16 protein-coding genes are annotated in these 25271 nt (G+C 56.1%); 11 read left to right on the forward strand and 5 right to left on the reverse strand.

Features of this window, described 5'->3' with window-relative positions:
• The first annotated feature begins 150 nt into the window (after positions 1 to 150).
• From AB1L30_RS11970 to AB1L30_RS11985, 4 genes are all read left to right on the forward strand, one after another.
• Positions 151 to 1578 carry an SWIM zinc finger family protein gene (locus tag AB1L30_RS11970; protein WP_367013658.1) on the forward strand — a complete coding sequence of 476 codons (1428 nt, stop codon included), beginning with the start codon at positions 151 to 153 and terminating at the stop codon, positions 1576 to 1578.
• Complete coding sequence (locus tag AB1L30_RS11975) at positions 1575 to 4730, forward strand: DUF6493 family protein (RefSeq protein WP_367013659.1); 3156 nt, start codon at positions 1575 to 1577, stop codon at positions 4728 to 4730. Before AB1L30_RS11970 ends, AB1L30_RS11975 begins: the two co-directional genes overlap by 4 nt.
• Positions 4731 to 5106: 376 nt before the next feature.
• Positions 5107 to 7017 carry a DUF1592 domain-containing protein gene (locus AB1L30_RS11980; RefSeq protein ID WP_367014095.1) on the forward strand — a complete coding sequence of 637 codons (1911 nt, stop codon included), beginning with the start codon at positions 5107 to 5109 and terminating at the stop codon, positions 7015 to 7017.
• A 56-nt stretch (positions 7018 to 7073) separates the two neighbouring features.
• Positions 7074 to 8423: a DUF1552 domain-containing protein gene (locus AB1L30_RS11985; protein ID WP_367013660.1), complete on the forward strand. Its 1350-nt coding sequence runs from the start codon at positions 7074 to 7076 to the stop codon at positions 8421 to 8423.
• A gap of 43 nt (positions 8424 to 8466) precedes the next feature.
• Here AB1L30_RS11985 and AB1L30_RS11990 read toward each other — a convergent pair whose 3' ends face one another.
• Positions 8467 to 9684: a dipeptidase gene (locus tag AB1L30_RS11990; RefSeq protein ID WP_367013661.1), complete on the reverse strand. Its 1218-nt coding sequence runs from the start codon at positions 9682 to 9684 to the stop codon at positions 8467 to 8469.
• A gap of 386 nt (positions 9685 to 10070) precedes the next feature.
• Here AB1L30_RS11990 and AB1L30_RS11995 point away from each other — a divergent pair, with 386 nt between their 5' ends.
• The 7 genes from AB1L30_RS11995 to AB1L30_RS12025 all read left to right on the forward strand — a co-directional run bounded on the left by AB1L30_RS11995 (position 10071) and on the right by AB1L30_RS12025 (position 18603).
• Positions 10071 to 10235, forward strand: a complete 165-nt coding sequence (locus tag AB1L30_RS11995; RefSeq protein ID WP_367013662.1) for a hypothetical protein — start codon at positions 10071 to 10073, stop codon at positions 10233 to 10235.
• 305 nt (positions 10236 to 10540) lie between these two features.
• Positions 10541 to 10684, forward strand: coding sequence for a hypothetical protein (locus AB1L30_RS12000; protein WP_367013663.1), 144 nt, complete (start codon positions 10541 to 10543; stop codon positions 10682 to 10684).
• 405 nt (positions 10685 to 11089) lie between these two features.
• Complete coding sequence (locus AB1L30_RS12005) at positions 11090 to 12565, forward strand: TolC family protein (RefSeq protein WP_367013664.1); 1476 nt, start codon at positions 11090 to 11092, stop codon at positions 12563 to 12565.
• A 165-nt stretch (positions 12566 to 12730) separates the two neighbouring features.
• On the forward strand, positions 12731 to 13174 hold the full coding sequence (locus AB1L30_RS12010; protein WP_367013665.1) for a hypothetical protein: 444 nt from the start codon (positions 12731 to 12733) through the stop codon (positions 13172 to 13174).
• A 146-nt stretch (positions 13175 to 13320) separates the two neighbouring features.
• A complete protein-coding gene (locus AB1L30_RS12015; RefSeq protein WP_367013666.1) occupies positions 13321 to 14709 on the forward strand; it encodes an efflux RND transporter periplasmic adaptor subunit in 1389 nt (462 codons plus the stop codon).
• Positions 14710 to 14790: 81 nt separating this feature from the next.
• Entirely contained in the window at positions 14791 to 17985 is a 3195-nt protein-coding gene (locus tag AB1L30_RS12020) for an efflux RND transporter permease subunit (RefSeq protein ID WP_367013667.1), read from the forward strand.
• Positions 17986 to 18096: 111 nt separating this feature from the next.
• Positions 18097 to 18603 carry a hypothetical protein gene (locus AB1L30_RS12025; protein WP_367013668.1) on the forward strand — a complete coding sequence of 169 codons (507 nt, stop codon included), beginning with the start codon at positions 18097 to 18099 and terminating at the stop codon, positions 18601 to 18603.
• Positions 18604 to 18721: 118 nt separating this feature from the next.
• Here AB1L30_RS12025 and AB1L30_RS12030 read toward each other — a convergent pair whose 3' ends face one another.
• The 4 genes from AB1L30_RS12030 to AB1L30_RS12045 all read right to left on the reverse strand — a co-directional run bounded on the left by AB1L30_RS12030 (position 18722) and on the right by AB1L30_RS12045 (position 25215).
• Positions 18722 to 22183, reverse strand: a complete 3462-nt coding sequence (locus AB1L30_RS12030; RefSeq protein ID WP_367013669.1) for an efflux RND transporter permease subunit — start codon at positions 22181 to 22183, stop codon at positions 18722 to 18724.
• 2 nt (positions 22184 to 22185) lie between these two features.
• Positions 22186 to 24234: an efflux RND transporter periplasmic adaptor subunit gene (locus AB1L30_RS12035; protein WP_367013670.1), complete on the reverse strand. Its 2049-nt coding sequence runs from the start codon at positions 24232 to 24234 to the stop codon at positions 22186 to 22188.
• Between the two features lie 123 nt (positions 24235 to 24357).
• Positions 24358 to 24651, reverse strand: a complete 294-nt coding sequence (locus AB1L30_RS12040; protein WP_367013671.1) for a hypothetical protein — start codon at positions 24649 to 24651, stop codon at positions 24358 to 24360.
• 111 nt (positions 24652 to 24762) lie between these two features.
• Positions 24763 to 25215: a hypothetical protein gene (locus AB1L30_RS12045; protein WP_367013672.1), complete on the reverse strand. Its 453-nt coding sequence runs from the start codon at positions 25213 to 25215 to the stop codon at positions 24763 to 24765.
• Positions 25216 to 25271: the final 56 nt, after the last annotated feature.

A 25271-nucleotide genomic window follows, 5' to 3' on the forward strand; every position in this document is an offset into this window, starting at 1 on the left:
ACTTGGCAAATGTTAAATTCACAATGCGACTGTTAATTTTGTGGTGTGTCACGATTGGTGGTGATACAACGGTGGCAATTCGCCGCCGACACTTTTAAACTCTTCGCAACCTAATCTTCTCTTCGACTCGCGGACGACTTGCCTGCCGCCATGAGCACGACGTTAGAACAGCTTGGCTACCATTACTCGTTCGCCTCCGCGGTCGACGATCACGGCATCCAATTGGCGGCCTGCGATCAGCTTCGGACTTCGGCAACTTCGGCCGATAAAGTTCACGCCGGGCCATTTCTCCGCAGTCAGCTTGTTTACCCTCGCCAAACAGCCAGGATGCTGCGAGCTCTGAGCCGGGTTGTGCGAACGCATTACTTCGATGCTCGGCCACCACAACTCGATCCGATCGTGACCACCAGTCCTAGCGTCGTTCGGTTTGAAGGGTTTAGTGGCTGCTGTGGCGTTTACGTACGCCTCGACATCGACCGTGAAGCACTTCAGACACAAGAGATGCGGTGGGGAACAACCAATGTCGACTTCAATGGCGAAATGATTCAGCATCTCGATCGAATCGGCCGTGATACGAATGTCTCGCTCGATATTTCCCATGAAGGCATTTCGGTCGAACATAGCGGCGCCCAAGTCTTCGAGAAGAAGGTGACGTTGCCTAAACGTTGGATCAAAGGCTTGTGCGAAGTTCAGGTCTACCAGACCAGGTTGGAACTCGTGCATCGATTCTCGCCAGGATTATTGATGCCATTACTTCAACAAGCAGGCGGCGGAACGGCACGCAGCGGAGCCGGTCGAAGTCGGGGACAGTTGAACTACCTCCTCGTCCAAGCAGGGCGGCCCCGGCTGTCCCCCAGAATGTCGCCAGGAGCGATCCCGGTCGGCGGACTGAACCGACTCGATTCGCTCCGTTCGATCTTGCCGCTGATTCGCGAAGTTCAACTTTACAGCGATCCAGAGTCTGGCGTGCATGCCTGGATGGCCGAATCGGAATCGCTTCGCTATTGGTTGGTGGTTTCGCCAGAGCTTTACCGTGGATTCTCTGGCGAGGGACAAGTTCTATCGGCACTCGCCAACGGCGCTTGGGAAGATCGTGTCGACGACCTTGAAGATTGGCTGGCGGGTGAAACCACAGGTCGAGCAGGTCAGCCACCGAAGGAGACGATTGACCCGGCCGAGATTGCGAGCGCCCTCGGGTGGAGTGTGGCAGATGCGAACATCGCACTGGCAGGCCTGGCAACCAGTGGACTGGCAGGTTTTGACCTGGCGAATGGTTTCTATTTTCAGCGGCGATTGCCTATGAATCCGCAGGTCGTCGAGACCGATCAGCCACGCCTTCGCGGCGCGAGGAAACTAGTCGACGAGAACGCAGTACGGCGGATCAACCTGGCTGCCAGCGAAGTTCGTGATTCCATCGCAATGGAAGTCCGCAGCGGCGAGATCGCTTATTTTGTTCGTCTCGGTTCCGAGGCCGACTCGTGTACTTGTCCCTGGTTCAGTCGGCACCAGGGTGAACGTGGTCCTTGTAAGCATGTTTTGGCGGCACGCATCGTGGCGCAGGGAAAGCACCAAAAATGATTGAAGCGCTCGAAGCGGTGATTCTTGCGAACGATTCGGCGAAGGTGGTCGAGGTTCTGTCGACGGCGACTGAAGAGGAACGGGCAGCCTCGGTTCGACCACTCAAGGCTTTCTGGCTGGCGCTGGGAATCGATCGCCATGTGACGCGAGGTGTGCATCCCGATTTGACCAAGACGAGCGAAGAGGTCGTTGAGAAACGAAAGAAGTACAACTTGGCCGACACAAACGAACTGTCGCCACGCTATTACAGCGACTTGTTCTACGTCGCCTGGCTGGCTTGGTATGGCATTGTCGATCAGGGTGAGAGTTGTTTGTGTACCTGTGTCCCACATTTCGAGGCGGAATCGGCTCAGATCCTGGCCGACAGGAACCCGCCCTGGATCGACCAGTGGCTGGAAACGCACTTCCCAAAGCTGGAAGACCGAGACACCTACAACTGGCCAGGCGAGTTCTGGGTACTGCTCCATCAGCGAGGTCTCTTGAAAAATAGCAAGTCTTTCAAATTGAAAGAACGCCTTGCAAAGTTTTGGATTCCCTCTGCCTACGAGAAACAGCCCGAGGCGACGCAGCAATTCTTGCTGGCGTATCCCGAAGCGATTGAGCCGGTATACGAAGTCGTCAAAAACACCATGCAGATGATTCTGCCGAAAGTGTGGGTGCCTCCAATTCAATGGATGGCTCAGGCAGGCATTCTCGATGTTCAGCGGTTTGTCGAAGTCGCACTTGCCGAGCTATCGGAGCCGCACAATCAAACCGAACGCAATGGCTGTATCGTCCTGATCAAGGCAGCGCTCGGCAAGCCAGTTGCGGCGACGAAGAAGATTGTCGTCGCCATGCAGCCTGACTGGATCGCCTTGCTGGCCGATGCCCAAGGACCGATCGCAGGCTTTGGACTCGATCAATTGCTGATTGTTGAAAAAGCGGGCAAGTTAAACGGACCAGAGGTTGTCGTGGCGCTGCCTCATCTCTTCAATCACAAGGCAAAAAGTCACGCCCGGAAAGGGATCTTACTGCTCGGGCGGTTGGCAAAAGACTCGGCAATTCGTAGCGATGCGGTGCGGGGACTGGCATTCGCCCTGGCACATCCGGCGAAGGAGGTGCAAGAGGATGCCATCGAACAGCTCGCTTTGCATATCGAGGCATCTGATATTGATGCGATCGAATCCATTCAGCTCCACCTGGAAACCGTCGCTCCGACGCTACGTTCGCGGCTGGAGACCGTCGTCCCTGGGGCAAGTGAATCGCCGATGGATGAAGATCCTTCGGCGTTCGATGCCTGCAGTGAAGATCTGGAGGCAAGTGCCGCGGAGCTTCCTCCCGCAGTTTCCGAGAGGTTCCAAGTTGCCTCAGCGTTGAAAGCCCTGGTTTCTGGAGAGCTTCCAACAGCCGGAAGGTGGAAGGCATGTGACCTTCGCATCCTGGATGTCTACGAACCACTGCAGCCCATCGAAACGGTGGAAGAACTCGTTCAGGTAACATCCGCAGCGGTGGAAGCATGTGAGTGCCCCGACACGCCGGAACGAATCCTTGACGGCATCACACGGCTTTACCTGGAACGTCCGAAGCATTTTGCCACCCTGACCAAGTCACTCAAGACTCGAGTCTGCCAGGAAATTATGGGGCGGCCAATGCGCGGGATTGTCGGCGCCGTGCTCAGCGAGCCAATGGCTCGTTGTATTGGCGCGTGGCTTGGATCGACCGGCTTCTTCGAAGATTTACTGAAACCGTCACGCTTCCCGCCGGGCGATTTCATGTGGCTGTTGGCCGATCGTCTAAAAAAGAAGACTGCCTATCCGATTGTTTCCGCTCCGACGCACCGAGGTGGTTGGATTGATCCGCGCGTTTGGGTCAAGCGACTGCACGATCTGGAAGTGTCAAAGGTCGATCTTTTAGAATGCGACCTGGTCCGCAGTTTGTTGCGGCTAACTCCAGATCGGAGGGAGGAAGCCTGGAATCTAGTCGTAGCGGGGACACTGACCTTGTCGCCGGCGATGCATCAATTGGTGCGTGTCGCCTTGGAGCCCATCGAGTCGACCGAACATCTGCAGTTGGATGACCAGTGGCCGATCCAAGTCTGGATCGCGGCGATTCGGTCGCGGGAACCATCGATCGATCTCACAAAGCATCTACCTGAAGAGGAGATTTCCCAGATACCGGAAGAGCTATGGCGTAAGCCTGACGTCTTGAAGCCCTCGAACTATTATTGGCGGTCACTTCCAGAAACGAAGGGCCCGCGACATTTTCCGATTGTCGATAGCGAGCCGATGGCACCTGACGACCGCGATCCTCTCAAGGCTGAAGTCGAGAAGATGAAGGAAGAGCTCAACGGCGCATCGCTCACATCGCCCGACAATGTCCTGAAACTGATTGCGCTCGGCGAGGCCGAGGAGAAACTGGATCATGACCTGGGCTTTCTGACTGCACAGCTTCACGGCGTTCGCTGTTCCTTCGCACCCCCGTATCTCTATCCTTACCTGGCAACGCAGTGGCCGATGAAGCTCGACTGGTACTGGTCGTTGGCGTCGGTCAGCTTGTCGCGGCGGGTCGACAGCGGGGCCAGCGTCGAAGAGAGGTACGCACAGTATCTGTTGCCATTGCTCGAACCCGATTGTCCGTTGACGATCATGGCGGCGAGGGCATTGTGGATTGCGACAGTCAGCAAAGATGGCAACGCGAAAGGGATGGCGATCGAGGCCTGGATTGAATTGTCTCAGACCGATCGCTGCGACGTTGAATTGCTTGTCGAGGCTTGGAGCGATGTCATGGCAGGGGGCTGGATGAAGTTGAATCGCGTGGCCGAGGTCTTCGGCGAAGTCAGTCAGGCGGGACCGCTAGCGGCCTGGATCGCAGCGCGAACCTGTGCTCGTTTCCTGGAATTGCAGGAAGCATTACCGCGCGACGGAGCGAAGTTGCTGGAGATCATCGATCAGGCTTACGAGCGGCTGGGACTGCCGGCTGACGTAGGATTGAAACCATTGCTCGAGTCGATCAAAAGTGGCAAGGCGAAAGGCGCCGCGAAATCGATTCAGTGCCGAAATGGAGTGATGACGAGCCAACGCAGCGCCGCCTTACAGCAGTTGGCCGAACAACGGATTGCCCGAGCTCAAAGAAATTCACGCCCGATATTAGTCCCAGCCAGCGAGACTAATTGAGACGAGGTGGTTGTCTTGACAACCCATTGATCGGTCTGTGGCGCGATGTAAGTGTCGTGTGAGAAAAGGGTTAGAGTGGTTTCAGATTGGGAAGGACCGGTCGGTGAAATCTGATCTTGGAACTGGCAATAAACCCCACTACGATTTCCCTTCCTATGGTAAGATGAGAGCACGGTCGAAGTCGTAACGCGTGGGTTCGACCTGAAGTCCACCATCGTGGATCCTTCCACACAATCCTCCCTCCAGCGCGTTCCTTCCACCTTCCTGTTGCTCTATGCGAATCTGGCTCCGACATATATCGGGTCTGACCAGGCATCCATTTCGCCTGGTTGGCCGTGTTGCTCCCCTTCGTCGATCGTGTTTCCTCGCCTTGGTCGTGCTACTGACGATCGGTTTCGCGTCTACGTTGTCGGCGGAAGAACTGACGCCTGAGTTGAAGGCGTGGGGAGACCGTTACACCAAGGACATACTTCCGGTGATCAAGTCGCGGTGCATCGAATGCCACGACGGCGCCGAATCGGAAGGAAGCCTAGACCTCGCCAAATTTACCAGCAGCGAGTCGGCTGCATCGGCCGGCGACATGTGGGATCGCGTCGCGCGACGCATTCGCCAGAATGAGATGCCGCCGGAGGGGAGCCCAGGTCTCAACGATCAGCAGAAGGGAGCTTTCAACCATTGGTTGGATTCGCGACCGAAGCAAGATCTTTGCAATCAGTTGGCGTCGGACGAAACGCAAAGCTGGTATCGCGGCCACGTGATGAGTCGACGTTTGACCCGAACTGAATATCGCAACTCGGTCCGCGATCTGGTTGGCATCGAGCTGTCCGACAGCGAACTTCCACCCTCGGATGGTGCCGGCGGAGAAGGTTTTGATACGGTCGGCGACTCTTTGTTTACTTCGCCGATCCACCTGGAAGCTTATTTGATGTCGGCCAATCGTGTCATCGAAGCCGCGCTGCCGGATGATGTCGACGTGGCCAAGAGCAGCGGCCTGCTGCCGGTTCTCCCGAAAGAACTCGATCCCGAATCGAAACTGGAGGCCCGTGAGGCCGCGAAGCAAACGCTGAGCAAGTTTGCCCGTCGCGCCTGGCGTCGCCCGGTCGAAGATGCCGAAGTCGAACGGTTGATGACGCTTTACGACGCTGCCTATGGCCGAAATGCGCACTACCTCGCCGCACTGCGTCAGCCGATGAAGGCGGTTTTGATTTCGCCTCACTTTCTGTTTGTCGTTGAATCGGAGCATGCAGGGGGAGTTCAGCGAATCACGCCGCATCAACTGGCAACGCGGCTGTCACTGCTCATCTGGTCTTCGGTTCCTGATGAACGCCTTATGCAACTGGCCGACAATCAGTCACTATACGAAGAAGAAGTCCTTCGAGGCGAAGTCCGCCGAATGCTGGCCGATCCTCGTTCGCGAGCTTTGGGCGAAAACTTCGGTTTGCAGTGGCTTGGCTTGAAAGAGTTCGGCAATGGCCCGCGCCCCGATGGCGAGGTCTTTCCCGAATACAACGACCAGTTGATGTACGGCATGCGAGAAGAGGCGATTCGCACGGTCGCTGGCGTTTTCCAGAACGACGCCCCGCTGACCGACTTGATCGATGCCGACTACATCTATGCCGATCCAACGCTGGCCCGGCATTACGGAATCGACTTGCCTGAGGAAGCAACGTGGCAGCAGGTCAAACTCGACGATCGCCAACGCGGTGGTGTGCTGACGATGGCAAGTGTCCTGACCACCACGTCGTATCCTCGCCGTACCAGCCCGGTTTTGCGGGGACGTTGGATCCTGGAAGAAGTACTTGGTTCGCGTGTGCCTCCACCGCCACCGAATGTTCCGGCACTGGAAGAGGAACATGAAAGCGGCAAGGCAACGACCCTTCGCGAGCGGCTCGAAATTCATCGCAAGAAGGCGGAGTGTGCCAGTTGCCATAACCGTATGGATCCACTCGGATTCGGTCTGGAAAACTTTGACGGAATCGGACGTTGGCGCGATCTCGACAATGGTCAACCGATCGATTCGGCCGGGGCGTTACCATCGGGAGATAAGTTTAGCGGACCAGCCGAATTGAAGGTCATTCTTCTGAAGCGTAGCGGCGACTTCCAGAAGCACTTTGTCAAGAAGCTGCTCGGATTCGCCCTGGGCCGCCAACTGAACAAGTTCGATAATTGTATCGTTGATCAATGCCTGAAACGGCTTCGCGAAAACGATCTGAAGTCGGCCGTGTTGATCGAAGAGATCGCCTTGTCGTATCCGTTCCAGCATCGCTACTTCAAGTCGAAGCCGTAAGACTGGATCGCTTCGTTCCGCCTACTCAACCCCACCCGTAGATTCGCAGGCACACCATGAAGTCTCGAACCCTCTCGCGTCGTAATTTCCTCGGCGGTTGCGGCGTTGCCCTCAGCTTGCCGTGGATGGCTTCCTTGGCACCACGTGTCGCCCAGGCCGCCGGCACGGGCAAGCCACCGGTTCGCTCGGCGTTCCTCTACTTCCCTAACGGTGTTTGGGAAAAGGATTGGGTACCGAAGCAGGCCGGCGCCGATTACGAAATGCCAGCGAGCCTGACGCCGCTAACCGACCTCCGCAGTGAAGTGCTGGTGCTGACTGGCTTGGATAAAAAGAACAGTCACGGCGGCGATGGTCACTACGCCAAGACGGCCAACTTTCTGACCGGTATGCCGGTTACCAAGACCACCGGCAAAGACATCAGCAGCGGCGGCATCTCGGTCGATCAGTTGATGGCTCAGCACGTGGGAAGTTCCACGCCACTGCCATCGCTAGAGCTCGGTACCGAGCCAGTCATCAGCGGCATCGACAGCAATGTCGGGTACACGCGTCTTTACGGTTCGCATATCTCGTGGCAGTCGCCAACGCGTCCTGTGGCGAAAGAGATCAATCCACGGCTTGTTTACGAACGATTGTTCGGCAAGAAGCTATCTCCGGAATCGGAAAAGGCAGAGTCGTACAAGAACCTGCTCGACTTCGTGCTGGATGATGCCAAGAAGCTGCGTCCCAAATTGGGCCGCGACGACCAGTTCAAGATGGACGAATATCTGGACTCGGTGCGTGCCGTTGAAAAGCGAATCGAGTTCGCGGTGAAGGGCGAGAACGGCGATTGGCAGCCAGACGTGGCCGATCATGTCATCGCGGCAGGGGCCCCCGGCGTGCCAGGCAACTTTGCCGATCACATTTCGATCATGCTCGATCTGATTGTTTTGGCCTTCCAGACCGATTCAACCCGGATTGCAACCATGATGTTCGCCAACGACGTCTCCGGTCGAAACTTCTCGTTCGTCGACGGCGTGAAGGGTGGGCATCACGAGCTGTCCCACCATGAAAACAAGGCCGAGAAGATCGAGCAGTATCAGCGGATCAACCGTTGGCACGTCGAGCAGTACGCTCGCATGCTCGGCAAGTTGAACTCGATTCAGGAAGGGGATGGCACGTTGCTGGACAACTGCATGATCCTGTTCGGGTCGAGCATGTCGGACGGCAATCGCCACGATCCTGACAATCTTCCAATCTTGCTCGGCGGTCGAGGTGGAAAGACGCTCGAAACCGGTCGTCACTTGCCCGCCGAAGGGATGGTCCCGCTGTGCAATCTTTACCACGCCATGCTACAGCGGATGGGCGTTGACATCGAGGCCTTCGGTGACAGTAGCGGCCCGCTGAAGGACCTGGGAACCATCGCTTAGGTTCCGCAGCTCAGTCCGCAAATACGACTAGCAGCGACGCCCATTATTTCTGGCGAAGCTGCCGACCGGTCGTCTCAATCTTGGCCATCACCCGCAACAGATTTTCGCCGAGGATGCCACGGATCTGCTGGTCGCTGTAACCGCGGTCGAGCAGGGCCTGGGTGATGTAGGGATACGTGCTGACATCTTCCAGGCCAGCAGGCAGCAGGCCGACACCATCGTAGTCGGAGCCAATCCCCACATGCTGCCATCCGGCTGTCTTCACCAGGTGATCAATATGCTCGATCACGTCGTTAAAGGTGCCGGCAGGCATCGGATTCTGTTTGTGGAAACTTGCGGCAGCGGCCTGAACTTCGTCAGCCGATTTGCCTTCCAACTGTAGTTTCCGTTTTAAGGCGACACCTTCGTGATAGATTCGTGCCGCGTCGGGAACGATAAAGGCAGAGTAGTAGTTGACCATCACGATCCCATCGTTGTCCTTTAAACGCGTGAGTACGTCGTCCGGGACGTTGCGCGGCGAGTCGGCGACGGTTCGAGCCGATGAGTGAGAAAAGATGACCGGGGCCTGGCTGATGTTCAGGACATCGTGCATGGTCGGTACCGAAACGTGCGAGATATCGACCATCATGCCCAACGTGTTCATTCGCTGAACGACTTCTTTACCAAATGGACTCAGGCCGCCAGACTTTTCCTCGTCGGTAGCTGAGTCGGCCCAGTCAAGGCTATCCGCATGCGTGAGGGTCATGTACCTGGCACCCAGTTGATGTAGATGATTAAGGCTGCTGATCGAGTTCTCGATGCAGTGACCACCTTCGACGCCGATCAGCGAAGCGATCTTTCCATTCGCATGAATCCGGCGAATGTCTTCGACGGTCAGAGCAAACTCGAAATCGTCCGGGTAGGTTTCCGCCATCTTTTTGACGAGTTCGATCTGTTCGATCGTCGTCAACAGCGCGGTCCCTTGATAACCGAGATCGACCGGGACCCAAACCGACCAGAACTGGGCGCCGACTCCCCCTTGGCGAAGACGAGGAATGTCGGTGTGCAGCTTCGGCTGAGGCTGGCTGATATCGAGCTTCTGAAAGTTGCCGTCGCCATCGGTTCGAATCTTCCAGGGAAGATCGTTGTGACCGTCGATCACGATGCTGGAAGCATGCAGTTCTTTCGCTTTTGCGGTCAGTTGCGGCCGAAAGCTTTGCTCCGCATCTTCGGCATTCAGTCCGTTCGGAATCGCCAGCAGCGAAGCGGCAGAAACCACCATGCGGAGGAAAATCGTTGAGCTACGCGGGATCGAAAATAGGTTCACGGCCATTCCTTCTCGTCAAACGAGGTTCCAGGACTCAGGACATAGCCGAATGTAGTTTTCCCGCTTGGTCAAACAATGTCAGACAGCGCAAAACAAATATCAAAACGCGCATTAAGGCTACGACAGTCATTCGTTGGATCTTTTAAATACGAAAGTGAGTTCCAAGAAATAAAAAAACGCCGCAAATCACTCTGCGGCGTCCTTCGTTGTTGCTGATCGATGCGTCCGACGACGCTTCACATTGTCAATAACGCTAACGATCGCCCGACCACGAACTTATATCTCCCTGGATCAAACTGTACCCACCGCTGTGCGCGAAATCGACAACCGACGGAGCGATCGTGCCAATCGATCCGCGAAACTTCTTTACGACGCATGGCAACGAATTCGAGAAGAACGGGATGTCGACCGAGGCGAGCTATTTTCGATTCGTAGCCTTCTTCGGTGGCTTGCACATGATCTGGTCATTTCGTGGGGAGCGATTGGCACCGGAATCGGTGGCCTGATAATGTTGTTTATTGCGAGTGCCATTTGGCAGGCGAATCAGATTTCCACGACTCGCCCGCTCGAGCTTTGCAGAAGTGTGGCAGTTCGTTCTAGCTGCCGTCCCTGTTTAAATTTGGGCGGGCTAACGGACTTTCGGTGATCGGATGCAGCAGAGAAGACGATAAGAACGCTGAGGCAAGTTCTAGCGTATTCTCAGGCAGAAGCATGGATCGGCGACTTATAGCAATGCTGGCAGTGACCGCAGTGATGATTCACTGTGTGGTTGGCTGCTGCGTGCGTTGCGCGTGTGCCTGCGAGTGTTTTCATGCCCAACATGCTGCGAACAACGCAATTTGTTCCCATCATCATCGCCACTGCCGTTGCCTGGGAAACCATCGCTGCGAAGTTTGTGCTGGCCAACATAACGATCATGGACATGGTCCGCACGAGCCTTGCGTTGAATGCTTGAAGGTCAAAAGCTCGTTCATTACCAGCGATTCCTCCTGGGATGGCGTTGTTGCTCGGGCTCGCGTTCTTTCGGAAACGCTTCCTCCGGGTGCTGAATTAGTGGCGGTTCTTCCATCGCATCATGCTGCCTGGAAGTCTTGGGACCCACGAAGCCATCGACCGCATCGTGGCGCTCTGCGCCGACATCTGGCGATCGCCGTTTTGCTGATCTAGTCGCACAACATTGGTACGGCAGGCATGGATGGAGCCTGACGACCACCTCTTCGCGACCTACAGCCGTCTTCTCGTATTCGAGTGAATCGTTCGCACCATTTATTTGCCAACGATTTCGGACTCTGTGCGCGTGCCTGCGCCGTTGAGTCTTCCCTGCCTATACCCAATGACCCAACCCAGCAAGGATGTTCCCATGAAATACTCGCAGGAGACGTTTCGTTCTCTCGTCTGGTGCGCCGTAGGTCTCGCCGCCGTGAGTGGCTGCCGTTCGACGGCTCCCAAGCCAGAAGTGTTCCACGACGACCAAGCCATCGCCACCGATATCGCCAAAGCGACCGAGTTGCCACCAGTTGCTTCCGAGATCGAACAGGTCAGTTTCGATCAACCTGAATCACTTCAGCAGGTTCAATTGACGTCTGCAAGTGAAATCCCGGCGGTGCCATCGGTGCCACAAGAAGGTCTGACTTTGCAGGCCATCCAAGATTTGGCTTTGGCGAACAACCCTGCAATTATGGCGCTTTCGGCGACCGCTAATGCCGAGCAAGAGTATCAGTTCCAGGTCGGTCGTTCCGCCAATCCAGAGGTCGGATACGCTGCCAACCAGCTGGCGGACCAGGGAACCGACCAGCACCTGGTCTATGTTCAACGAGAGTTCGTCACCGGCGGTAAGCTGCAGATGAATCAGGACGTGTTAGGGCATTCGGTCGAGGCCCAACGCTGGGAGGTCGAAACCCAGCGTTACCGCGTGATGACCGACGTACGGTTGAAGTTCGTTCAAGCCCTGGTCGCTCAACGACAGATGGAGATGATTGATGATTTCCACGGCGTTGTGACCAAAGGAGTAACCCTCGCCGAGCGCCGCTTCGATGCTCAAGAGGCCTCGCAGGCCGAAGTGCTGCAGGCAGAGATTCAAATGAACGAAGTGGAGGTGATGCGGCAGCAGGCCGAGTATCGCTGGAAGGCTGCCTGGAAAGAAATGGCCGCCGCCGCAGGTGTTCCGAATCTGGAGGTCACACCGCTCAGCGGTTCGCTGGAAGGTGGGTCGGCTGAACTCGACTGGGACACGGTCTACCTCGCTCTGTCGGACAAAAGTCCCGAGCTTCAGGCTGCGTTCAGTCGGGTACGGATGGCCCGCTCGAATCTGTCGCGACAAGAGGTTCAAGCGATTCCCAACGTTACCGGCAACCTCCAGGCGGGCGTCGACAACGCGACCGGATCGGGCATGTTGCAATTGCAACTGGGTGCACCGATCCCGGTGTTCAACGACAACTCTGGCAACGTCTCGGCGGCGTATCATGAATACAGTCGCGCGACGCACGATGTGAAGCGGATCGAGATGTCCCTGCAGACTCGATTGGCACAAGTGTCCCAGGAATTCGATTCGGCCCGGTTCGCCGTCGACCGGTACGAGCACCAGATCTTGCCAAAGGCGAAGCAGACATTGAGTCTGGCGGAGAAAGCGTATGAAGCAGGTGAGTTTTCGTTTGTGCAGACTTTGATCGCCCGAAGAACCTACTTCGATACAAACCTCAACTATCTCGATTCGCTCGGAAATCTGTCGCAGGCCCAGGCTAAAGTGGACGGACTGCTGCTAACCGGGGCGCTAGATATGGCTGGTTCTGGTTCGCTGGGCGATGCGCTTCGTGGGCAGACTTTCAGCCAACAGTAAAAAAATCGGCAAGAGCTGCATCTGCTTGAACCGATACGATCCTTGGAACGTCCCAAATCGACCGATTGGGGCTCGGAATATCGACTTTTGGGGGGAACCGAGGTTGTCTCGTTTGCCCCTGGTGGGATAAGATTCCGAAAACAGTTGACCTGAATGGAGTTTCCCGTGACGTTTCCCGCAACCATCCTGACGCTCGTGGCCATGCTTTGGCATGCCCTGGCCGGATGTTGCGCGCATCACTCGCATGCTCCATTGCTGGGACCGGAAGGCTGTTCGACGGCCTCTCAGCAGCTTCACGAACATTATCATGGGTGTTCGCACCATCATGGCCACGCCGTCGATGATCACGAACACGCTGACCATGACGAGCATTCTGACACCGGCGAATGTGGCCAATCGGACTGCGTTATGTCGGCCTCGACTTCCGATAGCGATGGCCACCTGAGCATGGTCAAGCAGATCGGCTCGCAACTCTACTTCGACGCCAACTGTCTGCCGGCGTTTGACTCGCCATTGGGCCAGGTCGCGGAGGAGGGATTGCTCGAAATCTGTTGGCTTCCGCCCGAGGGGACTGCTGTCTACCTGCAGTTCGAAAGCATGCTTCTCTAAATCGCGCAGCTCACGTGCTTTCTAAAGCGTGACGTTTTGGTCTTTCGCGCGGAATGAATTTGCCTAAGGCATTCTGCACTCACTTTACCGAAGATCCCTGCGCCATTAACAGCTCTCAGGTTTCCAACGAGAGAGGCAAGAGAACGATGACAACCATTAGCCGTAACATTATTCCCGCGATCATTGGCCTTGCGCTTGTCATAGCGCTGCTGATCGTCGCGACTGCGACCGCATCGATGTGGTTGCCAAAAGCCCAGCAGATCCTCGGCATGCAAGCCGAAGCCAAGACGGAAGAGGAGCACGACGAGCATGCTGGTCACGACCATGGACATGCTGGCCACTCTGAAGCGAATTCCGTCGAGCTGAGTGCCAATGGTCTGAAGAATATCGACTTCAAACCGGTCACCATTGAACTGGGGACCTACATGCGGCGGATTACCGTGCCAGCAATGGTGGTCGAACGCCCTGGTCGCACCCAGATGAACATCTCGGCGCCGCTGACCGGCGTCATCACGAAGATCTTCGCGGTTGAAGGAAGCTCGGTCGATTCCGGGAGTCCGTTATTTGAACTGCGTTTGACCCATGAAGACCTGGTGACCGCGCAGAGCAACTTGATTCGTACGTCCGAAGCACTGGATGTCGTGAATCGCGAACTTGCTCGTCTGCAAGGACTGGCCGAAGGGGTTATCGCTGGAAAGCGAATCCTGGAGCAGGAATATGAAAAGCAGAAGCTCGAGGCTTCGCTCCGCGCGGAACGCCAGTCCTTGCTGTTGCATGGATTGGACGAAGAACAGGTTGCCCAGATCATGCAGACCAAGACGTTACTTGAACGTTTGGTCATTCGAGCCCCAGAGCATGTTCAAGATGCCGAAAGCTGCAAAGAAACCCATAGCTACCACGTGCAAAACCTGCCAACCCGAGTGGGACAGCAAGTTCAAGCTGGCGAACTGCTGGGAGTGATTGCCGATCACTGCGAACTGTATATCGAAGGACGTGCCTTCGAAGGCGATGCCATGCGACTACGCGAGGCCGCCAATCAGCACTGGAATATCAGCGCCTCGCTGTTGGTTTCTGGTAAAGAAGCGGACCGGGTCGACGACCTGCAAGTACTTTACCTTGCCGATCATATCGATCCCCAGTCGCGAGCTTTTCGCTTCTTCATCGCCTTGCCCAATGAAATAGTTTCCGAGCGGACACTGCCCAACGGTCAGCAGTTCGTCGAGTGGCGATTCAAGCCAGGCCAGCGAATGGATCTACACGTTCCCGTCGAAAAGTGGGAAGACGAAATCGTCGTTCCGGTTGATGCGATCGTGGAAGAAGGTGCCGAAAAGTATGTCTATCAGCAGAACGGTGATCACTTTGATCGTGTGCCGGTCCATGTGAAATATCGTGATCAATCGAATGTCGTGATTGCGAACGATGGCTCTCTGTTCCCGGGTGATGTGATTGCCGCACGAGGTGCTTACGAGATGCATTTAACGTTGAAGAACCAGTCTGGTGGCGGAATCGATCCGCACGCTGGACACAACCACTAGCGTAATGGCCAGGTGATTTTCGCCTGGCATCGAGGAACGTTCATACGTCTTTCACGCTTTGTTTGTTTCGGAGTCTTCATCGTGCTAAATGCCATCATTCGCTTTTCACTGCAGAACCGCATGCTGGTGATTGCAGTGGCCATATTTTTGTTGATATACGGCGGTTGGCAGACCACTCAATTGCCGATCGATGTGTTTCCTAACCTCAATCGCCCGCGGGTTGTCATCATGACCGAAGCCCCTGGGATGGCCCCGGAAGAAGTGGAAACATTGATTACGTTTCCACTCGAAACCGTTTTGAACGGTGCCACCGGGGTACAAGATGTTCGTACGCAATCTGGCGTCGGGCTGTCGGTGATCTACGTCGAGTTTGACTGGGGAACCGACATCTATAACGATCGCCAGATCGTGGCCGAACGCCTGGCATTGGCGACCGATCGTCTGCCGCAAGGTGCGAAGCCGCAGCTGATGCCCATTTCGTCGATCATGGGACAGATCATGGTGATGGGCATGGTCAGCAAGGATGGCCAGACGCCTCCCATGGAACTGCGGACCATTGCCGACTGGGTCGTTCGCCAACGACTGCTAACTATTCCCGGCGTCTCCCAAGTGATTGTCATGGGAGGGGAACGAAAGCAGTTTCAGGTTCTGGTCGATCCTAACAACTTGCAGCGCTACGGCGTCACGCTTCACCAAGTGAAGCAGGCGGTCGCGGAGTCCAACCAGAATAGCGCCGGTGGTTATCTCGACGAACAAGGTCCTAACGAACTGCTCGTCCGGTCGCTTGGGCGTGTCACCACGATCGACGAAATTGGCGGGATCGTCGTGGCGCATCGTGATGGCCAATCAATTCGGCTTTCCCAAGTCGCGAAAGTGGTCGAAGGTGCCCAGGTTAAACGAGGCGACAGTTCCGCTTATGCCCGGGATGAGGAAGGAAAGTTCTTCGGCGGTCCAGCGGTTGCACTGACGATTCTGAAGCAGCCCAATGCAGATACTCGCGATGTCACCAACAAGGTGATTGCGGCCATCGACGAAATGAAATCGTCGCTTCCCAGCGATATCGAAATGCTGCCAGAGCTTTATCAGCAGAAGACCTTCATCGATCTGGCGATTGCCAACGTGGTGGAAGCCTTGCGGGATGGTGGCATTCTGGTGGTGATTATCCTGTTCCTGTTTCTGCTGAACCTGCGAACCACCTTTATCACGCTGACCGCCATTCCTTTATCGATTGTGATGACTGCCTTGGTGTTCGCCATCTTTGGGCTGTCGATCAACACGATGACGCTGGGCGGTTTGGCGGTTGCCATTGGTGAGTTGGTGGACGATGCCATCGTGGACGTCGAAAACATTTTCCGACGTCTCCGCGAGAATCGCCATGCCGAGAATCCGAAGAATCCGCTATTGGTTGTGTTTCAGGCCAGCTGCGAGATCCGCAACTCGATTGTCTATGGAACGATGATCGTGGTGATCGTGTTCGTCCCGCTGTTTGCCCTTTCCGGGATGGAAGGTCGGTTGTTTGCTCCACTTGGAATTGCGTATATCGTCTCGCTGGTCTCATCGCTGCTGGTTTCGCTGACGGTAACGCCGGTGCTCAGCTATTGGCTGCTCGGGAACGCCAACCTGGGACATGATGACAAAGATGGTCTTATCCTGCGAGTCTTGAAAGCCGTCGCCGACAAAGTGATGGCGTTCAGTTTGAATCTGGCCTGGCCCATTCTGGCATTGGCCAGCGTGGGAGTGATGATCGCTGGCTGGGGAATGCTGCAGTTGGAAAGTGACTTTCTGCCGCCTTTCAACGAAGGTGCCGTGCAGGTCAACGTGATTCTGCCGCCTGGGACTTCGCTGGCGAAGACCAACGAGGTGGCTGCGCGTGTGGAAAGCCGGATTCAAGAGCTCGATGACATTGAAGCCTTCGTGCGTAAGACCGGCCGGGCCGAGCTCGACGAGCATGCCGAAGGGGTCAACATGACCGAGTTTGTCGCCACGATCGATCCCAATACCGAGCGATCGCGCGAAGAGGTGATCGATGAAATCAGCGAGGCCCTGGCCGATATTCCCGGTATCGTCACTGCCGTAGAACAGCCACTGGCACACTTGATCTCGCACATGCTATCCGGGGTGAAGGCCCAGGTCGCCATTAAACTTTACGGAGACGATCTCGACATCCTCCGCCGAGAAGCAAAGAAGATGGAAGCGGCGATGTCCGGGGTGGAAGGCGTGCGTGACTTGCAAGTCGAACAGCAAGTCAACATTCCGCAGCTCCGCATCGAGGCTGATCGCTATCGCCTGGAGCAGTATGGCCTGCGTCGGCAAGACATCAACGAATTCGTTGAGACGGCTATGCAAGGAGAAGTGGTTTCGGAAGTATTGGATGGGCAACGTACCTTCGACTTGCTGGTTCGGCTTGACGAAGACTTCCGTGAAGATCGCGACGCGCTCCGCCGCCTGGTGATCGAGTTGCCTGATGGCGGCACCGCAAAGCTGGAAGATGTCGCGAACGTGTATGAATCGAGTGGTCCGAATACGATCAATCGCGAACAGGTTCGTCGTCGGATCATCGTTCAGTGCAATGTGAGCGGACGCGGGCTGGTCGACGTAGTCGAGGACATTCGCGAGCGACTGAAGCCGATCGAAGCGGAACTGCCGACCGGGTACTTCACCGAGTATAGCGGCCAGTTTGAAAGCCAACAATCTGCCTCTCGGATGATCGCGGTGCTGTTCATGATTTCTATGGCCGGGATGTTCTTTGTCCTTTACAAGATGTTTGGTTCTGCCAATCTTTCATTGCAAGTGATGATCGCCCTGCCGATGGCATTCATTGGGTCTGTGGCGGCGTTATATATCACGCAGCAAACTTTGACCGTGGCCAGTATGGTCGGATTCATCTCGCTATGCGGGATCGCGTCGCGGAATGGGATTCTGCTGATCAACCATTACTTGCACCTGGTGAAGTACGAGGGAGAGAGCTGGTCGAAGCAGATGATCATTCGTGCTGGTAAAGATCGCCTGGCACCGGTGTTGATGACCGCCCTGACGTCGGGAATCGGTCTGGTTCCACTGGCGATGGCCGCTGGGGAACCGGGCAAGGAAATCCTTTACCCGGTGGCGACCGTCATTATTGGTGGGCTGATCACGAGCACCGTCCTCGAATTCTTGGTTCGTCCTGCGTTGTTTTGGAAGGTTGGCACCGGGGCGGCCAGACGACTGGTCGAAGCGGAGTCGTCGCATGTCGAACTGGTGGAAGAATCAGAAGAACATCTTCTCCCGCAGGCCTAGTGGCGAAGATGTTCATTGGAAAACCTGGTCGTTGCTGGTCGGGAGTCAGCTGGCAACGACAAATCAAATCGGCTCATTAAGTTGCTGTTTAACCAGAAGGATTAGAAAACAATGCGCAAGCTAACACTACTGTCTCACGTACTGTTGTCGGCCGTACTTACGGTCGGGCTCACCGGCTGTGATGGCGGAGCAAAACCAAACGCCTCCGGCGAAGCGGGGCATTCGGAAGAACATGATCACGACCATCCATCGGAAGGGCCTCATCACGGAGCGTTGATCGAATTGGGCGAGGAAGAGTATCACGCCGAGCTAGTCCATGACGACAAAGCAGGTTCGGTAACGATTTACTTGCTCGACTCGGCCGCCAAGCAGCCAGTGGCAATTGAAGCAGCGGACCTGACCATCAACATCAAACATGATGGCAATGGCTCGCAGTTCAAACTGCCTGCGGTCGGCGCCGCGGAAGGGAAGGCCTCGGAGTTCACCTCCAGCGATCCAGCCCTGGCAGAAGCGCTCGACCACGAGGGGGCCGAGGCAACCATCGTTGTCAGCATCGAAGGAAAACAATTCCGTGGCAGTGTCGAACATGATCACGACGACCACGACCATGATCACTAATCTCGGGTAAACACCGAACCAACGGCGCGGTTCGGTGATCTACTACGAGAAGTGCTCGCCGGCGATTGGTGCTATCCGATCGCCGGCTTTTTTATTTCGAACAGTGGAGCGTTGTAAGCTACGCGTCCTCGGTTCCTTCCCAATGTCGATCGTACAGGCCAAGGTTCATCTTGAACTCTTTGAACGCAGCGAAGACCACCGGAACGACAAACAGGGTCAGCAGTTCGACTGTCATCCCACCCACCACCGGCCAGGCCATGGCCTTGGCCACGTCGCTGCCACGTCCGGTGGAAAGAATCACCGGCACGAGGGCAATAATTGTGGTGAAGGTGGTCATTAAACAGGGGCGAATTCGCTTCATGCCTGCTTCGACGGTGGCATCGCGAATATCTTGAATGGTCTTCAATCGTTTGCGGGAAAAGACCTGGTCGAGGTAAGTCGCCATCACCACGCCATCATCGACGGCAATTCCGAAAAGCGCAATAAACCCAACCCAAACGGCGGTATTCAACTGCACTTCGTTGATCGCAAGGCAGATCATCCCTCCGGCAAACGCGACCGGGATACCAGAAAACACCGCCAACGTGATCGGCAAATGTCGGAATTGCAAATAGATGATGAACAAGTTGATGAAGATCACCAGTGGGATTACCCAGAGCAGACGCTTGTTCGCTTCAATCTGATTTTGAAACGAGCCGACGGGATCTAACGAATAGCCTTGTGGCAGCGGTAACGAACCATCTCGTTGCGCGGCAAGCAGGCTTTCGCGAACCGACTCGGCGGTTTCCAAGGCCCCCATGCTGCCGGAAGGTTGAAATGAAACATGCGCGACAAGTCGGGCATCTTCGCTGTTGATTACCCCCGGACCCCAGGTCGTATTCATCGTGGCAAGACTCGACAGCGGAATCACATCACCGGAGTGGGTCACCACCGGCAGCTTGTCCAATTCGTAAAGCTGCTCTCGAAGCTGACGCTCGTAGCGAACCCGGACCGGGTAGCGCTCTCGCCCTTCGACGGTCTTGGTAACATTGGCGCCGCCCAAGGCGGTTTCAATCACCTGGTTCACCATCGCGGTCGACATCCCATAGCGTGCCGCTTCGTCGCGATTCACATCGAACTCGACGTAAGGCTTACCCAGGACGATATCGGGATTGACCGTGGCGGCTTGCACCTGAGGCAAGGTCTTCAGATGCTCGGCCACTTGCATCGATGCCTCGGCCAGGCCGGGCAGGCTGTCGCCATAGATGCGAATCGCCATCGACGCTTTGATCCCGCTTTGCAGCATCACCACACGGCCTTCGATCGGCTGAAGAGGCGAGGCAGGCGTCACGCCGGGCAGCGTCGCAACGGCGTTGATCTGCTCCCAGATATCTTGCGTCGTGATCCCTTCGCGCCATTGATCTTTGGGCTTCAGCATCACGTACGTTTCGATCATCGCCGCAGGAGCTGGATCGAGTGCCGACTCGACGCGGCCAATCTTTCCCAGCACATCCTTCACTTCCGGGATCTCTTTGATCATTGCGTCCTGGGTCTGTAGAACTTCCATCGCCTGCGAGAAACTAGCGGCCGGGTAAAGCGTTGGCATGTAGAACCAGCTTCCCTCGTCTAGGGCAATCCAATCCGATTCCTTCAATCCCGTGAAGGTATGCTTGAGATCGACGTAGCCAGGGACTTCGTTCATGTCGGCACCCAGATAACCGGCCACCTTCTCGGCCGGCGACAAAACGGTGGGAAGTCCGATCCAAGCACCCAGGCCAATCAGCACCACAACCGTGGGGAGTGTCAGGAAGGCTCCCTTGCGGGCGAGAAATAAACGCAGAAGTGGCTCGTAAACCCAAAGGATCATTCGGCTGACTGGGTTCTCGTCGACGGGGCGAAGTCGCTCGCCGAGCATCCACCAGGCCAGCAAGGCAAATGCCACGGCTCCCAGTAGCGAACCAACAACGAGGCTGATGGACGAACCCGGGTAAGTGGAGGTGCCGATCATTCCACCGAGCACAAGGCCAACCATACCGAAGACCACTGAAACCCATAATGTTGTCGATCGTTTCACCTGCGTCGTGCTCAGCAGAAAGCGACTCAACAGCGGAACGAGCGTGACCGCCACGATCAAAGCGGCCAGCAGCGAGAACGTCTTTGTCCAGGCTAACGGAGCGAATAACTTGTAGTCGCGTCCCGTGAGCATGAACACCGGCAGAAAGCTCACCACGGTGGTCATCACCGCGGTCACCACGGCTGGGGCAACTTCACTGGCAGCCGACTGTATAACTTCAAGTCGCCGACGGTTGCCTCCGGGGCGTCCCTCGCGTTCCCAGTCGGCAAGCTGATCGTAGATGGTCTCGGAAACGATGATCCCCATATCGACCATCGTTCCGATCGCGATCGCGATCCCGGCCAGTGACATGATGTTGGCATCAATCCGAAACACGTGCATTGCCACAAATGCCAGAAGCACGGCGATTGGCAGGGTGATGGCCACCACGATGCTGGCCCGCACATGCAATAGAAAGAGCAGAATCACGACGGCGGTGATCATGATCTCTTGCGTGAGCGCGGTGGTCAAAGTGGCGATGGTGTCGTCGATAAGACCAGTACGGTCGTAGACAATGTTTACCTTCACCCCTTGGAGGCTCGGCTCGATCTGGGCGATCTTGTGTTTAACGCGATCGATCACTGCCCGTGGGTTCTCGCCAAATCGCATCACGACGACGCCACCAACGGCTTCGGTGCCATTCAAATCGATCGCACCACGACGAAATTCCGGGCCCAACTGAACGTGGCCCAGGTCTCGAATCCGCAGTGGAATTCCGTCACGTGTACGCACCACAGTCTTTTCGATGTCGGCGATCGCCTGGTCAGTGTCTTGGTTGGCGCCGATGAACCCTTTGCCGCGGATGATGAATTCCATCCCTCCTGACTCAACAGTTTTGGCGCCGACGTCGATGTTCGACTTCTTCACAGCGTCGACCAGTTGGTCCAAGGGGACATTATGAAAACGCAAGCGATCGGGATCGATCTCGATCTGGTACTGGCGAACATAACCTCCGACGCTGGCGACTTCGCTCACGCCTGGCACGGCTTGAAGCTCGTACTTGACGATAAAGTCCTGGACCGAACGAAGGTCCGCGAGATTCATCCCTGGAGGAGGCTCGAGCGTGTAATAGAGCACCTGGCCGAGCCCGGTGGCATCGGGGCCGAGTGTCGGGACGACTCCATCTGGCAGTACCGCCGCCGCGATGCCCAACTGTTCGAGCACGCGCGATCGCGCCCAATAGAAATCGGTGCTGTCGTGAAAGGTAACCTGGACGAAGCTGTACCCAAAGAGGCTTTTGCCGCGGACCGATTCCGCGTCCGGCACCGCCAGCATGGCGACCGACAATGGGTACGTGATTTGATCTTCGATATCTTTGGGCGAACGGCCAGGCCAGGCCGTGAAGATGATAACCTGGTTCTCGCCGATGTTCGGAATCGCATCGATCGGCACATTCTTGGTGGCATACCATCCGTAGCCAACGGCAACGATGGTCAGAACCAACATGATCAGCGGCTCTCGCAGGCAGAAGGCAATGAGCGATCGCATAGCTATTGGCCTCCCTCTGGCATCGGCATTGATTCGGAGTGTTGGTGCATCGGTGCTGGGGCCTGCGTTGTTAACGTCCGCACATGCTCGCCACAACGGAGCATCTCGCTACCGTAATAAGGATTGAGCAGTTGATCAGTTGCTTGCAGCCAATCGCCTTCGCCATCCTGCACCATCGGGCAGAAGAACTGGTGAAACGATTGCGTTGCGCCGTCGCCACGCACGTGAGACGCCAGGTTCAGTACGGCATGGCTAATCGGTTTGAACTGCTTGCGAGCCTCGTCGAGCGAGACATGGTGCAGATGCTGTGAGTTTTCGGCGATTTCTTGAAGTGCCGCATGGGCAGGGTCACCCAGGTCCGGAGATTTCGATAACTTCTGCGACAACTGATAGAGCTGTTGACTCACATTTTCCGCTGGCTTTTTGTCAGACGCGAGTTGCGATTGAATGGCGAAGTAGGCCTGGTACATTGCCTCGAGATCTTGCCCGACGGGACCTACCACCTTTGCCAGTTGGTCGGTTTCGACCTCCATCGGCGTATTGCGGTTGGCCTTCTTCACCAGCCGGTGGGGATCGATCAGACTCGGTTTGCCAGCAAGTTGCATTTGAGAGTCAATCAAGAAGTTGCCGGAAGTAGCAACCATTTCCCCAGGCTCCACCCCTTCGAGCACGACTGCTTTATCTTTCAGAATAGGCCCCAGTGTCAGTTTCCGAATCTCAAACCGACCTGGCTCGGTCTCGACATATGCGACACTTGTCTTACCCGCCATCAGCAGTGCCGACCTGGGAATTACGGTCGAAGGGGTCGTCCCAACGGGTTGATCGGCGTAGCCATACTGCGAGGTTGGAACGAGGTCCATCCCACAAATCGGACAGGCCCCAGGCTGGTCGCGGATGACTTGCGGATGCATGGGGCTGATCCACTTTCCTGCGAGCTGATCGTCATAGATCTGACCCTGAGGGCCGATTGGAATCTCGATCTTGGCTTCCGCGTAATCACCAGGTCGTAATCGACCATCGTCATTCTTGAACTCGACACGAACCCCCACGGTCCGGTTCCGGGTGTTCACCTTCGGATCGATGAACGCAACACGGCCGGTTAAGGTTTCACCCGGAAGTGAAGTAAGCTCCGCTTTAACGACCTGGCCGAAGCGGATATGTGAGGCATCTTCGGGATAGAGTTCCAGCATCAGCCAGACGGTCGAAAGGTTGGCGATACGGTAAATCGGTTCCCCGGCCGAGATGTACATCCCTTCTTCGGCCAGCTTCTCGATCACCGTGCCACCGATTGGGGCGTAAATGGTTAAACGAGATTGAGGTTTGCCAGAGCTTTCCAGTTCCGCCAACTGTCGTTCGGTCATGCCAAGTTCGACCAGCTTCTGCCTGGAATTATTCATCAGGCCTTCTTGAGCCCGGCGAACGGCAGCCAGTGTCGTTCCGCTGTTGGACTGCAGCGTGTTCCGGGCTTCAAGGTATTCGGCTTGAGCGGCATAGAGCTGCGGGCTGTAGACGACCGCCAGGTGATCTCCCTTTGCCACAGAGACACCGGTATAGTCGGCGAAGAGCCTTTCGACCCGACCGTTGATATAAGCGGCGATGGTTGCCTGTCGGCTTTCATCGATTTCGATCGAACCAATGGTTTCAACCTCGGTCGTCACTGCTTCTGACGTAACAGGAGCGGTTGCGATTTGTGCGAGCCGCCGTTGGGCTGGCTCGATCGTGACCGCGAACTCATCCAGGTCGGCTCCCCCGGCAGACGCGGGAACCAGGGCCATGCCACAGATCGGACAACGTCCCGGTCCTGGTTGGCGAATCTGGGGATGCATCGGGCAGGTGAAGATCTGCTGCGATTCACTTTCGGTGGCGACCGGGCTGCCGCTGCCACTACTGATCCATCCAACGCGCTGAGCCAATCCCAGCAGGATAATCAGTAGTACGCCGGCGGCGAGAAATAGACCCGCCGGGGCCAACCGCGACAACCACCAACGGCCCGATTTTGAAGGAGGGTTGGGGACCGATGTTGAATCAGTATTTGGTGAGGACGTCGACATCGCAACGTTTCCTTCGCAACAGGAGATGGCAAAAGGAGCGGCTGGACCGATACGCATAACTAGCGTTTGGACCGCGCCAGAATCGGGTTCCGGCCAGCCGCTCACATGCTTCAAGTGGCAAGACTACGAGTGATCGTGGTCGTGATCACCTTCCGCAGAGTCGGCAGCCGCAAGCTTCTCGGCCTTCTGTTCGTCGGAGAGTGCTTCCCATTTAGGGGCACAGCCTGGACAGCAGAACCCGATCGTCTTGCCATTCCACTCGGCGGTGCCACCTTTACTCGTCACGTCTCCACCCATGATCGGACAGTGATCGTTGACAGTGGCTTGTGCGGTTGCTTCGGGAGCCGCATCGGTGGAAGAAGCCGTGCAACCTGCGGCGAGCGCAGCCAATACCGTTGCAAAAAACAAATTGCGCATGGTGAAATCTTTTTGGAACCAAAGGAGAAAGACTTAGTGCATAAATCGCAGTAGAAAGTCGCAACGAAAGTTCGGAGGAACCTCGCGACGAAGAATCGATTTACGCTGCCTTTAGGTCAGCCACACGCAGAGAATGACTTGCCGGAAGTTGTCATCCGGAATGGGCACATCGGTAAGCTCCGGCTGGACCGTTTCGCGATGGCAAACGACTTCAAACGAAGCAGGCGCGATGAATAAGAGTGTTCCCATCAAGCCGTCGGAAATGGTTGTTTCCGGCGCCGTCACAGGTGTTCCCGAGGCAGGAACTGTTAGATGGCAATGACAGACCGAATCGCCTTCCACCGAGTTGCCCGGGTGGCAGCCGGTATCCGGCATGTCGGCATTCATTTGGCAATGCGGACAGCCGCCCGCGATATCCATCGTCATGCCCGAGCAGCAGCAGACGGCGCTGGCCGAAGCATCGCTGGAGCAAGTACAGTTGGTGACAGCAGCCAGGCATACCGATTGCCACAACAACATGAACGTTGCCGAAACGACAGTCGATTTGCGAAGCAAAGAGATCACACAAATGTCCTTGGGACTTCGAGTTAGCGATACACGAAAGTCTAGGTTTCCCGTCG

The organism is Bremerella sp. JC817 (genome assembly GCF_040718835.1).
Lineage (GTDB): Bacteria > Planctomycetota > Planctomycetia > Pirellulales > Pirellulaceae > Bremerella.

Bases quoted from the DNA above. Each gene is read 5' to 3' on its own strand.
- AB1L30_RS12000 (WP_367013663.1), top strand. From the start codon at position 10,541: ATGCCCAACATGCTGCGAACAACGCAATTTGTTCCCATCATCATCGCC.
- AB1L30_RS12025 (WP_367013668.1), top strand. From the start codon at position 18,097: ATGCGCAAGCTAACACTACTGTCTCACGTACTGTTGTCGGCCGTACTT.
- AB1L30_RS12030 (WP_367013669.1), bottom strand. From the start codon at position 22,183: ATGCGATCGCTCATTGCCTTCTGCCTGCGAGAGCCGCTGATCATGTTG.
- AB1L30_RS12015 (WP_367013666.1), top strand. From the start codon at position 13,321: ATGACAACCATTAGCCGTAACATTATTCCCGCGATCATTGGCCTTGCG.
- AB1L30_RS11985 (WP_367013660.1), top strand. From the start codon at position 7,074: ATGAAGTCTCGAACCCTCTCGCGTCGTAATTTCCTCGGCGGTTGCGGC.
- AB1L30_RS11990 (WP_367013661.1), bottom strand. From the start codon at position 9,684: ATGGTGGTTTCTGCCGCTTCGCTGCTGGCGATTCCGAACGGACTGAAT.
- AB1L30_RS12035 (WP_367013670.1), bottom strand. From the start codon at position 24,234: ATGTCGACGTCCTCACCAAATACTGATTCAACATCGGTCCCCAACCCT.
- AB1L30_RS11975 (WP_367013659.1), top strand. From the start codon at position 1,575: ATGATTGAAGCGCTCGAAGCGGTGATTCTTGCGAACGATTCGGCGAAG.
- AB1L30_RS12005 (WP_367013664.1), top strand. From the start codon at position 11,090: ATGAAATACTCGCAGGAGACGTTTCGTTCTCTCGTCTGGTGCGCCGTA.
- AB1L30_RS11970 (WP_367013658.1), top strand. From the start codon at position 151: ATGAGCACGACGTTAGAACAGCTTGGCTACCATTACTCGTTCGCCTCC.
- AB1L30_RS12040 (WP_367013671.1), bottom strand. From the start codon at position 24,651: ATGCGCAATTTGTTTTTTGCAACGGTATTGGCTGCGCTCGCCGCAGGT.